At 57.2% G+C, this 14,729-nt stretch carries 8 protein-coding genes; 2 read left to right on the top strand and 6 right to left on the bottom strand.

The window, feature by feature from the left end; translation table 11 throughout:
* Positions 1-298: 298 nt before the first annotated feature.
* Positions 299-2,419, top strand: a complete 2,121-nt coding sequence (locus Q31a_RS02130) for a prolyl oligopeptidase family serine peptidase (protein WP_145073302.1) — start codon at positions 299-301, stop codon at positions 2,417-2,419.
* A 50-nt stretch (positions 2,420-2,469) separates the two neighbouring features.
* Here the strand turns inward: Q31a_RS02130 and Q31a_RS02125 are convergent, their stop codons facing one another.
* The 6 genes from Q31a_RS02125 to Q31a_RS02100 all read right to left on the bottom strand — a co-directional run bounded on the left by Q31a_RS02125 (position 2,470) and on the right by Q31a_RS02100 (position 9,450).
* On the bottom strand, positions 2,470-3,366 hold the full coding sequence (locus Q31a_RS02125; protein ID WP_145073299.1) for a formylmethanofuran dehydrogenase subunit C: 897 nt from the start codon (positions 3,364-3,366) through the stop codon (positions 2,470-2,472).
* Entirely contained in the window at positions 3,363-4,259 is an 897-nt protein-coding gene (fhcD, locus tag Q31a_RS02120) for a formylmethanofuran--tetrahydromethanopterin N-formyltransferase (RefSeq protein ID WP_145073296.1), read from the bottom strand. Before fhcD ends, Q31a_RS02125 begins: the two co-directional genes overlap by 4 nt.
* Complete coding sequence (locus Q31a_RS02115) at positions 4,249-5,934, bottom strand: formylmethanofuran dehydrogenase subunit A (protein WP_197356055.1); 1,686 nt, start codon at positions 5,932-5,934, stop codon at positions 4,249-4,251. Before Q31a_RS02115 ends, fhcD begins: the two co-directional genes overlap by 11 nt.
* Positions 5,924-7,309 carry a molybdopterin-binding domain-containing protein gene (locus tag Q31a_RS02110; protein WP_145073289.1) on the bottom strand — a complete coding sequence of 462 codons (1,386 nt, stop codon included), beginning with the start codon at positions 7,307-7,309 and terminating at the stop codon, positions 5,924-5,926. The genes Q31a_RS02115 and Q31a_RS02110 overlap by 11 nt, the downstream gene beginning before the upstream one ends.
* Before the next feature lie 82 nt (positions 7,310-7,391).
* Positions 7,392-8,651, bottom strand: a complete 1,260-nt coding sequence (locus Q31a_RS02105) for a putative sugar nucleotidyl transferase (protein WP_145073286.1) — start codon at positions 8,649-8,651, stop codon at positions 7,392-7,394.
* 22 nt (positions 8,652-8,673) lie between these two features.
* The gene (locus Q31a_RS02100) at positions 8,674-9,450 is read right to left on the bottom strand and encodes a hypothetical protein (RefSeq protein ID WP_145073283.1); all 777 of its coding nucleotides are present in this window, start codon (positions 9,448-9,450) and stop codon (positions 8,674-8,676) included.
* 927 nt (positions 9,451-10,377) lie between these two features.
* On the opposite strand from Q31a_RS02100, the gene Q31a_RS02095 reads away from it, so the two are divergent.
* Entirely contained in the window at positions 10,378-14,340 is a 3,963-nt protein-coding gene (locus tag Q31a_RS02095; protein ID WP_145073279.1) for a DPP IV N-terminal domain-containing protein, read from the top strand.
* The last annotated feature ends 389 nt before the right edge of the window (positions 14,341-14,729 follow it).

Here is a 14,729-nt window from a genome sequence, read left to right as displayed (position 1 = left end):
GGCCAAATGGCCTACCAAAACCGCAATCGTACTGTGAATGCCGTGGTTTCGCGAGGGCGCAGGATGCTCCAACCCCACCTGCTTTGTCCAATAATTTCTCCTGGAGACGCGCCACCAGTACGTGCACGGGGAGAACATTTAGCATTTCCGCAGAAGTAATTCGCTGCAACGGCCCAATTATCGAGGGCAAAAGCATTTTTTTCTCTGGAAGCTCTCCGCACTCCAACGATCGCGTAGAATTTAGGACCGCGTTTTTGACATCCCACCTCACCCTTCCGCGACGCTTGGAACCACCCCAATGCTGACTCTCGTCCGCTCAACTTTACTGCCCCTAGCTCCTTGGCTGATCCTGCTAGCGGGTCACGCGTTCGCAGATGGCCCGGCCGACAACAATCCTCAGACCGTCCGCCCCGTTCCGGCTATTGGCATCGACGTTTCAGACGATGATCGCGCAAGGATCTTGGCCCGCTGCACCGCAATTGAGAGAGAGCTGGGGTCGAGCTCCATTCCTGCGAAGCTCCATCCGCTGATCGCAGTGTTTCCACGAGCGGTTCGAATGACCCTTGATACCAACATGATCTACTCGCCTCGCGAGCTGGAACAAACGAACGCGTTACTGGCCGAAGCCGAGCGGCGTCTAGCCGCTGCGAAAATGGGCGCTTCGCTCCAGCTCCTGCTGGGAATCCAAGACTCCCCCCAGCCGGAGCCACAGCTGGTGGTGGCGGGCTACGCGTCGCGCATTGACGGCTCCATCCAACCCTACGGACTCGTGCTCCCCTCCCAATTTCAACTCAGCCACTTGCGTCAATCGTCCGCGAATCCATCCCCGTCCAACTCCTCGCCCGCGCTTCGGCTCGACGTCTGGCTTCATGGCCGTGGAGAACGCGTTAGTGAATCGAGCTTCCTTTCACAACGACTCGGCTCAGCCGGAGAATACACTCCCGCCGACACCATTGTCCTGCATCCCTACGGCCGATATTGCAATGCGTTCAAATTCGCAGGCGAGATTGACGTGATCGAAGCCTTGGAACACGTGCAGACCCTCTTCGCGATCGACCAGCAGAAGTTGGCCATCCGGGGCTTTTCCATGGGAGGCGCAGGCTGCTGGCAATTGGCCGTGCATTACCCCAACCTGTGGGCTGCCGCAAATCCGGGAGCCGGTTTTAGTGAGACGACGGAGTTTTTGCGAGTCTTCCAAGACGAGGAATTCAAGCCCACACCGTACCAGCAGCAACTGTTGCACTGGTACGACTGTCCCGATTGGACCAACAACCTGCGACATGTCCCAACCATCGCCTACAGCGGTGAGATTGACCGCCAAAAACAGGCAGCCGACGTTATGGCGGCTGCGTTTGCGAAGCAAGGAATGGAGCTGCCCCACGTCATCGGACCTCAGATGGGGCACAAGATTGATGGCGATTCCAAGGTTCTGATCGAAGCGTTTTTAGCTGAGAAACTGGCGACCGGAAAAAGCCCAACACCCCGCAAGATCGACCTGACCACCTATTCACTGCGTTACAACCGAGTGGGCTGGATGGAAATCACGGGGCTTGGGCAACACTGGACAGAGGCCCGAGTGCAAGGCACCTGGGACGACCAAGGAATTCATCTGACAACCAACAACGTGACGCACCTTACGCTCCACTTACCGCTAGGGCAACTCTCCAGCGATGCAACAACGTTGACTGTCGAGATCGACGAGCAAATTCTTTCACTGCCAATCGATGCAAGCACCGCCAATTCGGATAAACGGGAACAGGAAATTTGGCCAGTTGCATTGAGCCTCCAGTCCGAGACTTGGTCCATTGATGAAACGCCGGCAGCAGCGGCAACCGCACTCCGTAAGCGGCCCGGCCTGCAGGGGCCCATCGATGACGCTTTCATGGATCGCTTTGTGTTTGTACCACCTCAAGCGGACACTGCCTTAGCAGCGGAGAAGGGCACTCCTTCGAAAGTTGACCAGTGGGTCGCTCAAGAGTATCGCCATGCTACCGGAGAATGGAAACGGCACTTCCGAGGGGACATCGTCGAGGTTCAAGCTCAAGATGTCGATGCCGCTCTAATGGCAGACAGCCACTTGGTACTATTTGGTACACCTCAAACCAATCCATTGATTGCGCAACTCTTACCACAAATCCCCATCGAGTGGACCGAGCAAGTGGTTCGCGGCAACGGCGAAGAGTACTCTGCTGCAGAGTGCGTCCCCGTACTGATTTATCCCAACCCGCTGAATCCCACACGCTACATCGTTCTGAACAGTGGATTTACCTATCGCGAATTCGCCTACCTCAACAATGCGCGACAAATCCCGATGCTTCCCGATTGGGCGATTGTCGACATTCGCGAGGGAGCGACCAGCCAGTATCCTGGCAAGATCCTAGACGCGGGCTTCTTCAGCGAGGACTGGCAATGGAAGTAACGATCCAGTCAACACGCTGGTGAGCGAAGCAATTCCCGAGAGAGAGAGAGCTAGGATCGATCGGTATAAAGCGATTCGACAGGCACCGGCGAAGCGTACCACATCAGTTCGCCCAAGCCACCTGAGGCCCGGTCCCCCAAGGAACGCATGACCACGTCCGTGCGTTCCGCAGGTACCAACGTAGGGGGCAAATGCGACTTCAATTCGCGCAACAAGATTGGCAGGAACGACATTTCAGCTTGAATGCCCGTGGTAAAGCCAGGCACTCGCCCCTCTGCCACACGAGCCGCTTCACCTAATAACAGCAAAGTCCCTCGCCGCATGTCCGCTGCGATCGGTGGTTGCAGCTCACCGCACAAAACGACCGTTCCAGCGATCAATCGCGAGGCGACGCCGGCAGCCACACTGCCCACCGCAATCACCAGCCCACGTCGCATGCGCGTGGCCAACCACATCCCGCAGTCCCCGTGAACGACAAGGGTGCCACCCCGCATTCCAAGGCGATTCCCAGGAGCAGCTCCGGCAGCATAGTCTCCGACACTACCCTGCACCACAACCGTTCCACCGCGCAACCCGCTACACGCGCAGCGGCCTGCGTTGCCGGACACGGTTAACTTACCTCCCCGCATCCCGCGTCCCAAAGAATCTCCGACGTCGCCAACCACGTCCAAGATGCCACTTTGCATCCCTCCGCCTACCGCATGGCATGCAGCAAGTCGGCCGCTGAGTACGAGCTTGTCGCGAGTCCCTTCACGGACCTCAAAATAGTCTCCCAATCGCGCGGTGCGCCCCGAGACCTGAATCGGCAAGGCGCCAATATCTGGCACACTGCAATCCAAGACTTGGTCTGGAACCACTCCATGCAGGTCGATGGGCGCCTCCACATCGCTTAAGGCTGTGCCTGTTGCGGTGGGATCTACCATGCGATGAATCGAGAGAGAAGTCATCCAAGAATCTCATGCAGATGGAAGTGATAGGGCCCCAGTTTTCCGCCATAATTGCCGCCAGCGATTGCGCGCAGACCATGGCGTTCGCCAACTTCGCATGCCGCCAAGATACCAACCCGCATGGCTCGCTCCACATCACTCTGCGTCAAGCCGTCAATCACCACTTCCAATGCGGCAGTGACGCCCACTGGCAATAGCGAGGTGGTCACGGTGCGCAAGGTGGGGCAATAGGCGTCATTGGTCGATGCATTTAGGGATTTGTATTTGGAGCCGACTTTGGAGCCACTGCGGGCAACACCTCCAGGGAAGGGCATGATCACGTTGGGAATTTGACGCATCGCATGCATGGCCGATTCACAAGCCTTCAAGGCACCCGACAGAGACTCACTCAGCACTAAGAAATTGCCGCCTCCCACCGCCTTACAACGCGCCGTCGATTCCTCGCAAACAAACTCACCATCCATGACAGGAATTCGCCAATAGCGTCGGTCGCCAATCACTTTGGAAAGTTGAAAACCGTCGCCGAAATAGCGTAAGTGACTTCCCAACGCAACTTTCTTTTCACCCTGCATTCCAGCAAAGACACTCGTCGATGGACAGGTCAAGACGCACTGTCCCACACGTCGTACGACCTGTTTTTCCAGCTCTTTGCCTGACACGCTGAAAATGAGTACCGCAATCCCCGGCCGTCCGTCGGGCGTCTGGCTAGGGTCGAGCTCTTTCTCAATTCCAGCTTCACAACCACAGCCAATCACACTCGTCGCAAACCCGGTCATCGACTCGGCGGCCCTGCGCGCCCAAAACCGATCGGCGGCGGTAATGATAAGTCGCGTGGCAGTCATCGGAAACGCCTCGGCAAACGTGTCCTGAATTTCGACTCCGTTAATCTGCATGGCCACCTCCCCAAAGAGTTGAGGTTGGACAAGGTCCAGCGTAACCTTGCGGTCGGCGAATCAAATCCCCCAACTCAGCATCCCCAATTTCCAACGCCTGCAAGGGATGCCGCAAAGTTTGTTCAACTTGCGACCTGAGTGAGCGGAGTGCTCCCAATTCAAACTCAGGGCGTGCGGTAAGCGTCTCGCACAAAACCGTCGCACCGGTGCATTGCCCCTGTTCGACTAAGGAAACACCGCGTTTCAAAACATGATCTGCGGTCGTAAACGTCTGCTCCCAATCGGCCTTGCGTCGGTAGACGGCAACATCGGCCAGAGCGCCCGTCGTTAGGGTGCCACGATCCGCCAGCCCGAGGATGCGAGCTGGAGCGGCGCGGGTGACCAATGCAATCTCGTCCAGCGTGTACTCGCGTTCGATATCGTTCAGCAGAGAACGCTCGGCGGCTAGTGGATGAATCGTCTCCAAAACAGATTGGCGGAAGGTGCGGTCCATAAGCAGGCGAATCAGATGCGGATAACTCGTGAACGGACCTCCATTGGGATGATCGGTGGTCAAGAAGACTCGCCACGGGTCCTCCACCAACAACATCAATTCCAATCCAATCGTCCACTGCAAACTGTGGACATACTGGCGGTCCTGGTACTTGATCGGCACCACTCCGCACCCCGCTTGGCATTCGGTATCACTGACCAGCCACTGTTTGGGTTGTGCATAGCGACGGTTTCGGTATTGCGCCTGCGCATCGGCAGAGATGGTCACCGTTTGCCCAAACACGACCTGTCCAACGTCCAGTGAAATATTGTCGTGCGCGTTGACATAGTCAGCCAATTGCTGGGCACCACTTCCCATTCCCATCGGACCATCACTGGAGTAACTATTGAATTGCGCATGAGTCAGATGCAGTCGTCGTCCTTCAGCGGCATCGAGAATTGCCAGCGCAGCCTGCACATTACCAGGCATTCCGAGGTTGCTGGCATGCAGGTGCAACGGATGCGGCAGTTGCAGACGATCCACGGCCGCCGTCAGACGCGCGATCACTTGGCGTGGTGTCACGCCGTAGGCCACATGGGGCTCGTCCACATCCAGAGTTCGTTGGTTGAACTTGAACGCGCTAATTCCTCCAGGGTTCACGACTTTGACGGCCAAGGCTTGGGAGGCATTGACGGCCCAGGCAATCCAGGCGTCGAGCACGGAGTTCTCCAAGCCACGTCCCAGCGACTCCAGCAGCCAGTCTTCATTGCCTAGAACCACGTAGGCTCCGCTATCCAAATAGGGAGTGTCAGCTAATTCCAGGTGGGTATGCCGCGCGGTGGAAAGCACCATGGCGGGCTCAAAACAGGAAGTGTAGCCCATTTGGTTGTACAGCATTCCGGTATGCGGCGTCGGCCACACACTGCGTTCCGCCAACGACTGCTCCGCCATGAGCATGCGTGCCAAGTTGACTTTACCACCACCGATGTGGGTATGAATATCAATTCCACCGGCTAGGACCAGCGCATTGTCGAGCTCGATTACATGGTTCGGAACTACTTGGTCTGCAACGCCAGGTCTCTTCCGAGAGGTGCTACCGGGTGCATCGACAAACCGCCCATCGCGAATATACAGACTGGCTGTCTGCCCATGCAGCGGATGAAGCGGATCCACGATCCGGCCATTGCGCAGCTCAGTGAGCATGGTTGGCACTCCCAGATTGATTCGGTAGGCGAATGCGACTCGGTTCTCGCAGCTTAGCGGCGCGTCGCAAGAGTGCTTCAGCCGACGCCAGCGACTCATCCGAGGGCGCCGTTGCTGACTGGCGACTCGTCCTGGAGGATTCGACGGCTCCCCCGACTGCCGGACCGGCAGCACAGGCTTGCCTCACGGTTGCCACCGTACCGCGATCACCGCGGAACAAAAGCCCACAGCTAGATTCGCCGACCGCGGGAACACGAACAACACGGCGATCCCCAGCTGAAGCGGTCAGTGCCTGGCCGGCGGGAACAATCAATATACTCGCGTCCAGGTCTGGCAAAGGTTCAACCGTGGGGACGCTGCGGAGGATCAACCGCGCAGCAAAAGCTTGACGCCAATCATCCATTGAATACTCGCGAAGCGACGGGGGCGAATGCCACTGCGCACCGTCCCAACGCGCCGTCGTCTTGCAACCGGTTAACCAAAGTAGCGTTTCTTCTGCCGTCACACGCCCGAGATTGGAATCGAGGCAGAGCAAGCTTCCGCGGGCTTGTTCCGTCTGCCAACGCGCCAAGGCGGCCAGACGTCGAACGGTAAGCTCGTCAATGGAATCCACGAATTCATCCGTCTCCCAAAGCCAAACTGCATACCGTGCTGTCTGAAGCTTGGCGTACAAGGGAGTCAGCGGACTATTCTCAAGCAGCGATGCCTGTCCGCTACGAAGCGCCAGCAAGAGGTCGGTCAACTCGGCGTACCATGCAGTACGACTAAGTTCGATGACTTGGGTACACCCCTTGGGTGGAGTCGAAGACGGGGAGCCAATATGCATCCACTCCAGCTGCACAACTTCACCTGCTGCAGCACCAGCTCGATGTAAAAAACGGTCCGCCAGCAAAGGGGCTTCTGACAGGATGGAATCTCCCAGAGTGATCACCAAGTCCGCTCTAGCTGAAACCTCTGCCAGCGTCGTGCTCAACCACCCCTCACTCGCAGTCACGCGCTTTACCACCTCGGCTCCAGTTCCTTGCCCAACGTGCAGGGTGCATCCCAACTGCTGAGCGAGTGTCACTGCCGCTCGCATGGTATTGACATCTGCCGCATCGACCCACAATAGCGATTGGTCGACATCCAGCAAATCGACCACTTCCCGAGCAAACGATGCTAGCGTCGAATCGTCTTGGATCGAGTGAGGAGCGTGCAGCGACTGTTTTTGCCAAGCTTGCCTGCGTGTGCAGCGTTCGAGCGATGTCTCATCCGATACCGGGACTGCTGGGCACAGCAAGCTACAGAGACAGCAGTGGTCGAGTTGTGGCATGGCGCAAGTTGTTGAAGAATAGAGTGATCGCTCACAGAACTGAAACGGGGGCGAACCAGCCATGCGAAGCATCCTTCGAATTGTTGGCTTGGGGCTTCAGCCCTCGTTTCTAACGCGAACCCTAAAACGAAAACTTGCCGAAACGCTAGAACGCCAACTCATCACCGAAGCGATCGCGTTCTGGTTGGGTATGACGATACATGTCGTGCAACAATTGCATATCACACGGGCGTTGCTCTACCTTCCGTCGCGAGAACATGCGTTGTTGCGTCGCGATCATCACCTCCGGCGGCAGCGTAGCCATTTGGCCGAATAATCTAGCATAGTTCACGTAGCTAGGTACATTGCTGGTCACGAATCCGTACATCATGCTGCACACACCGATGACTTTACCCGTGAAAATACCGGTGTTGATAGCCGTCTTGCTATAGTCGCCCATGACGCATCCAAGGAATTGCATGCCAGTGGCAGCCTTTCCTCCAGGATACTCCATATTGACCGTTCCGTAGGTATTTTTAAGGTCCGAATTGCAAGTTCCCGCGCCCAAATTGATCCAGCTGCCTAGATAGCTGTGTCCTAGAAAACCGTGGTGTTGCTTGTTGGAATACGGTTCGACGACGGCGGCTTCCACTTCGCCACCAATTTTCGTGGTGTGCCCCAGTGAAACGGCATCTTTGATTGCAGCATGCTCCAGGATGCGTGCCTTGGGACCAATATAGATCGGGCCGCGTAGCAAGGTGTAGGGACCGACCGAAGCCCCCTCGTCAATCACAATGGGCCCCGTATCCGTTTCCGTCAGCACATATTGCCCCAGTTTGGCGCCCGCCGCGACAAACACTCCGTCGGCCTGCTGTTCATAGCGTCCGCTCTCGATCCGATACTGGAGATTTTCAGCGATGACCTGCATGTTGGCCGCGATCACATCGTGTGGAAAGCTCATCAGTGGAAGTGAGCAATCGAATCGCGGTAGAGTGGCTGCAACCTGCAATAAGCTCGCCCAATCACTATTCGACTTGTCGGCCAGTTCCGACCAAGCCCAGGTCGGTGCGATGACCGCTGCGATCTGCTCTCCATGCCAAACAACACTGGGTTGCTTCGGACCAGAAACCAGCAGAGACTGAATCGTCTTCAAGGTAGACACGCTAGGGACAATCCGTGCGTTCAGCGCCAGTCGAGGCCGCTCGTCTGCCGGTAGCGAAACGTCACCGACCAGTCGCAATCCGCGACAATCGAGTTCACACAACGCTCGTAAGAATGGTCGCACCTGCGCCACCAGTGGCTCTTCCAAAGCAGACAGCAAGTCCAGCAAGTGAAACGATCCAGCGGTGATGCAAAAGGCCGGACGCGCCGAGGTGATCGGAGTCAATTGCGCGACGGCAGAATCTTCAAATAGCAGAATAGACACGGTGGTTGAGCAACCTTGTAGCTTACTTTTGTACGGCGGTAGCGGCAGCAACACGCGGACTTAGGGCAAAGAAATCGTGCTGTGAAACCAGATCGTACGAAACCAACATCGTTCCGATTTCGCTGATCCGAGCATCATCATCCCGAGACAATCGCCACGTCGCGTGCAACAAGCAACGGATTTTGGTCGAAGGTTTTTGAGTTAGAGTAATCTCTTTAGGCAGTGCGTGGCGTTCGGCGACGGCTTTGTTCAGACTGAGTCGTGCGAAGGGTAAGTCGCGGGGATTGCGCCAGGCGTTGAAGAGCTTGAGGGCGTCCGCACAAGCGGCGTATTCATCGGCCATCTCTGTGGCCGGTGGTGTTTGAAGAGTCGTTTCGTACTGCAAGATAGCTTCGCCCACGATAATGCGTTCCTCCTCAGTACGGATGCGACCGGCGTCTGCAATGATCGGCGCCAGATCGGTAGCCGCAGCACTGGTCTTGGCACTCTCCATCAACTGAGCGAGCACCGCCAAATCAACTTCGGTCCTCTGCTTCTTGAGTTCATCCAACAATACCATTCGATTGCGTTTGGGATCAACGACCGTGATGATTCCCTGATCTCGAGGAATATCGTAGGCAACGCCGTCGTAGAACAGCGTGACCGTTTGCTGAAATGGTTCAACGGTTTCTGCCACAAACACATCGGTTTCGACTCGGAACCCTCGATGATTGGCGGTTGCAGATTGTGCGGAAGTCGACTCGACCAGGAGAGCAGTAGATAAAATTGTGGCTACCATCAGCGTGACTCGTCCCAACATTGAAGACTCCCTCAAAACAAACCCATATCTGAAGCATTTTCCGTCACAGGGCACGTTATCAGGAACCGCTTCAACGCGTCCAGGCCAATGCGGTTAAATGCCCCTTAGTATGGGCGTCTCCCACGAGAATAGCCCCTGCCTCAGGGCCACCCCGGTCGATGTAAATAAACAAGTAGCACGGTCCCCCGGACCGTGTTGCGCACACCAGTAGCATGGTCCCCTGGACCGTGTAGCGCACACACCAGTAGCATGGTCCCCCGGACCGTGTAGAGTGTGACTATTGTTTCCTTGTTTACCCACACGGACCGGGGGTCCATGCTACTACGGCGTATCGCGCCTCGCTGCATACCCTCGCTAGCTATTCAATCAATCTTCCAACCGAGACACGGTGAGACGCTTTCATGCACCAGCCCTCACACCCAACCCAACCGTCTTACTGCTAGTGTCTAATACCAACATTGCACCAACGCAGGATTTGCCACACTCAAGTAGCACGGCCCCCTGGACCGTGTAGCGCACACACCAGTAGCATGGTCCCCCGGACCGTGTAGAGTGTGACTATTGTTTTCTTGTTCACCCACACGGACCGGGGGTCCATGCTACTACGGCGTATCGCGCCTCGCTGCATACCCTCGCTAGCTATTCAATCAACCTTCCAACCGAGACTCGGTGAGACGCTTTCATGCACCAGCCCTCACACCCCAATCCAACCGTTTTACTGCTAGTGTCTAATACCAACATTGCACCAACGCAGGATTTGCCACACTCAAGTAGCATGGTCCCCCGGACCGTGTAGAGTGTGACTATTGTCTTCTTGTTCACCCACACGGACCGAGGGTCCATGCTACTACGGCGTATCGCGCCTCGCTGCATACCCTCGCTAGCTGTTCAATCAACCTTCCAACCGAGACTCGGTGAGACGCTTTCATGCACCAGCCCTCAAACCCCAACCCAACCGTTCTGCCGCTAGTGTCCCATGCCGGGATGGCTGCAACAGGGAATTCACTATTCAAATGGCATGTGGCTCCCGGAGCGTTCCTCTGCATAACGCTCTTGCTCCAATGGACGGCCTCACCATCGCTGGCCCAATTGGCGTCCCTGCAGCCAGAGCCAACCATCCCGACCAATGCTCAAGCCGAAGTCGGCATGGCGGCCCTGAGCCCACTCCCAACGATCGCAGAATCGAGCGAGTTTCAAGCCACCGCAACCGGGGCCGAAGTCGAAACCTTCCTGCGTCGACTCACCAGCCAGTGGCCCGAGTCGGAATTGACTTCGCTGGGGCAAACCATTGAAGGTCGTCCGATCTGGGCGGTGGTCGTCGAACCACAATTGGCTGCGACTGAAGAAGTCGACGAGGGCACAAAAACGCCCGAGAAAGAAGGAGCAAGTATTCCGACAACACCGTCAACTCCACTGACAGTGCTGATGCTGGGAGGGATCCACGCCGGCGAGTGCGATGGGAAGGAAGCCCTACTAGCCCTCGCGCGCGACATGGCCTTCACCGCCCCGCAGGAGCAATGGTGGCGAGAGGTCCGCCTAATCTTCGTTCCGAACTTCAATGCCGACGCCAACGAGCGGCGATCTCCGCACCACCGACCTGGGCAAGCGGGTCCCGTCCAGGGCATGGGACTACGCGAAAACGCACAAGGCCTCGACCTCAACCGTGATTTCATCAAGCTGGAGTCACCCGAAGTGCGTAGCCTCGTCGCCGCGATCAACCAATACGATGTCGACATCCTGATCGACACCCACACCACCAACGGATCGCTGCACCAGTACCAACTCACCTACGACATTCCGCACAACCCAGCCACGCCACGGACAATCGACCGCTGGCTGCGATCGGAATTAATGCCCTCGGTGAAGGACCGCATGGCAGAGGCTGGATTTTCAGCGTTCTATTATGGCAACTTCGATAAAGAGCATCGCAACTGGAGCACCTATGGCCATGAGCCTCGCTACAGCACCGAGTACATGGGGCTGCGAGGCAAGATCGGCATCCTAGCGGAATCGTACTCCTACGCGCCGTATCGCACGCGGACTGCTGCCTCGCACGCATTCGTCCGCAGAATCCTCCAAAAAGTCTCCGAGAACGTGCAAGCGATTAACTCATTGTTGGACCAGTCAGCAAACGAAAGACCGGCTGAGCTACCGATCCGAGCGGAGCTTGCCAAAACTGCTGAGGGAGTCCCCGTTCTCGGCTTTGTCCAACAGGACGGAACGCCGCCCACAGGTCCCTACGGCCCCGATTCCGCCACCGCGCTGCTGCCCCAAACGTACATCACCACGCTCAACAACCGCGCGGAGCCAACGCTCTCCGTTGCGCTACCCGCCGCTTATGCCATCCCAGCCCAATACGCCTGGGCAGTCGGTCGACTCCAACGCCACGGCATCCACTTGCTGCAATTGACCGAAGATTTCTCCACGTCGGGTCCCCAGCAACGCATTGTGGAACTGAAGAAAACACCGACATTCCAAGGGCACCGACTGCTCGACATTGAAGTTGAACCTCAGATTGGCGGCACGCGTCTGCAAACTGGCGACTACATCGTCGATACCGACCAACCGCTCGGTGCCCTAGCAGGCTACCTGCTGGAAGTAGAGTCTGACGATAGCTTGGCCAAATGGAATTTCTTCGATCCCGATTTGGCGGTCGGCGGTCTCTATCCAGTGGTTCGCCTGGAGGACCTGCCGCAGTCGGGGAGCTTGCAAGCGGTGGAGTCGGTCGCGGCCACCGAACGCCTCTCTCTTGAACGGTTGATGTCGCCTCAGCAAGCCTACGACTACTCAGGAGGCAAGCGTGCCACCGCCAGCTGGCTCAAAGAGAGTCGTAGTTATGTGGTCGGCGATGGAGGGAAGTACACCGTCGTAGATGCAGCCAGCGGTGCCGTGCGAGAACTGGAGGAGGTGCAACGCTTGCGCGATAAATTGTCGCAGCTGGACGCGTTTACCCACAGCCAAGCCGTGGCCGCGGCGACCATCGATGTTTTCGATCGCGACTGGCGACACGCTCTCATCCACCATCAGCAGGACCTCTATTACTTCGAGGCTCAAGCCGACATTGCCCGGCAGTTAACGCACTCGCCAGACTCCCCTGAACAACTCGCCGAACTCAACCCGCCTGGAACGCACGCGGCCTTCGTGCGAGATCACAACCTGTGGGTTGTCAATTGCCAAACCACCGAGCTCAAGCAACTCACTCACGACGGCTCCGAGGAACTCCTGCAGGGCATCCTCGATTGGGTCTATCAAGAAGAACTTTACGGCAGGGGCAATTTCAAGGGTTTCTGGTGGAGCCCCAATGGCGAGCAGATAGCATTCCTGCAACTCAACCAATCACAAGTCCCACACTATCGAGTCTCGGACAGTATTCATTTCGGGCAAAGCCTGGAAGAAACCCGCTACCCCAAAGCGGGTGAGCCAATTCCAACGGTAGAAGTCTGGATCGTGGATGTTTTGAGCGGTCAGCTACGGCAAGTTGACTTGTCAGGCTTTCCCGCCGAGGACCGGTTGGTCGCCCGCGTGACTTGGTCTCCCCAGGGAGAGTTGTGGTTGCAAGTTCTTAATCGAGTGCAGAATCGCCAAGATCTAGTGCGTGTCGATCCTCAGACGGGCGCTGCACACACCTTGCTGAGCGAGTCGAGTCCAGGTTGGATAGAAGTCCGAGGCACTCCTCATTTCTTAAATAATGGGAACTTCCTGTGGCTCAGCGACCTGCCGCACGGTCGCACACATCTCTACTTGATTGACGCCGTCGATGGCAGTCGCAGCACTTTGACGCACGGAGACTGGGACGTCGGGTCACTACTATCGGTGGCTAACGACGACACCACCGCCTATGTGAGTGGCAACGTCTCGGCACCTAGCGACACGCAGTTGATCGCCGTCGATCTACAGCAAGGCACCTACCACCAGCTCACCTCGGGCCCCGGTACGCACACCGCCAGCGTCGATGCCTCGGGAAACTACTTTCTGGACCAGCACAGCAGCTTAACGACCCCTCCGATCTCCAGCTTGCACTCCATCAGCGGGCAGATGCTGCGCGTGATCGATGCACCAACCTCCGATCGCCATGAGTACCTGGACCTTCGGACACCACAATTAACCACGATCCCCTCACGCGACGAATTCCCCATGCAGGCCATGCTGATGCTCCCGCAGATCAGCGATGCCCGAGAGCCGCTGGAAGCACTGCCCGTGCTGTTCTACGTCTATGGAGGACCGCAAGCACCCACCGTACGCAATAGCTGGGGAGGCCGGAACTACTGGTGGCATCAGATGCTTTGCCAACAAGGGTTTGCCGTGGTCCTGTGCGACAACCGCTCTGCCCTAGGGAGAGGCGTGCAGGACACTTGGTCCATCCGAGGCGATCTGGGCAGGATCGAACTACAAGATCTGGAGGATGCGGTCCGTTGGGTAGGCGCCCAGGAGTGGGCAGACGCTAGTCGCATCGGACTGTGGGGCTGGAGCTACGGGGGCTACCTCACCAGTTATGCGATGACGCATAGCCAGCTATTTCGCGCTGGAATCGCTGGTGCCCCCGTCACCGATTGGCGCAATTACGATGCGATCTACACCGAACGCTACATGGATTTACCGGCCACGAATCCTGCCGGATATGAGTCCAGCAGTGTGGTCCAAGCGGCCAATGCGTTGCATGGTCGGCTGTTGATCGTGCATGGGGAGCGAGACGACAACGTCCATATGAGCAATACCCTGCAGTTGGTGCACGCCTTGCAAGAGTCGGGGAAACAATTTGATCTGATGATATACCCCAAAAATCGCCACGGCATTACCGACGCGCAGCAACGCTTTCACCTGCACCGCATGATGACTGACTTCCTGCACCAGCGGCTGAAGCAGACGACTCCCGCGAGTGGCGTGCCTTAATCGTAACCAGCAGCGCAAGGCAGCTTGGTGTCGTTGCTGCCGCATGTTTTGGGGAACGCTGCCTTCGCGGCAAGATGGGAGCGCAGTTGCCAAGCGAGCCCCTCCACGCTCCATCACTCGATCCGCAAGTCTCGCACGCAAGCCTCGCACGCAAGGCACTGGAAGCCGCCTTTCTCATCGGCGGCGGGCGGCCATTCTTGCATTAGGACCTGAAATGTGGTGGATTCGGCAAAGCCAGCTCGCCCACTGGCTGCCGTCGTGCCAAAACCCAATATTATTGGCAGCCGCAAGCCCAATGTGGCACAGTCAAACCCAGCGTTTCATGGTAGAATCGTGCGCTTACGGCTTCAGGGGCACCCCCTTCCCAAGAGTGCTCCCTGAAGGAGTTC

The sequence above is a fragment of the Aureliella helgolandensis genome (genome assembly GCF_007752135.1).
GTDB classification, from domain to species: Bacteria; Planctomycetota; Planctomycetia; order Pirellulales; family Pirellulaceae; genus Aureliella; species Aureliella helgolandensis.
Note: the sequence above shows the minus strand (reverse complement) of the source record. Positions and strands in the feature narration are given on the sequence as shown.

Excerpts from the sequence above, each read along its gene's own strand:
- Q31a_RS02130 (WP_145073302.1), top strand. The coding sequence starts at position 299 with ATGCTGACTCTCGTCCGCTCAACTTTACTGCCCCTAGCTCCTTGGCTG.
- Q31a_RS02115 (WP_197356055.1), bottom strand. The coding sequence starts at position 5,934 with ATGCTCACTGAGCTGCGCAATGGCCGGATCGTGGATCCGCTTCATCCG.
- Q31a_RS02100 (WP_145073283.1), bottom strand. The coding sequence starts at position 9,450 with ATGTTGGGACGAGTCACGCTGATGGTAGCCACAATTTTATCTACTGCT.
- Q31a_RS02095 (WP_145073279.1), top strand. The coding sequence starts at position 10,378 with ATGCACCAGCCCTCAAACCCCAACCCAACCGTTCTGCCGCTAGTGTCC.
- fhcD (WP_145073296.1), bottom strand. The coding sequence starts at position 4,259 with ATGCAGATTAACGGAGTCGAAATTCAGGACACGTTTGCCGAGGCGTTT.
- Q31a_RS02110 (WP_145073289.1), bottom strand. The coding sequence starts at position 7,309 with ATGGCTGGTTCGCCCCCGTTTCAGTTCTGTGAGCGATCACTCTATTCT.
- Q31a_RS02125 (WP_145073299.1), bottom strand. The coding sequence starts at position 3,366 with ATGACTTCTCTCTCGATTCATCGCATGGTAGATCCCACCGCAACAGGC.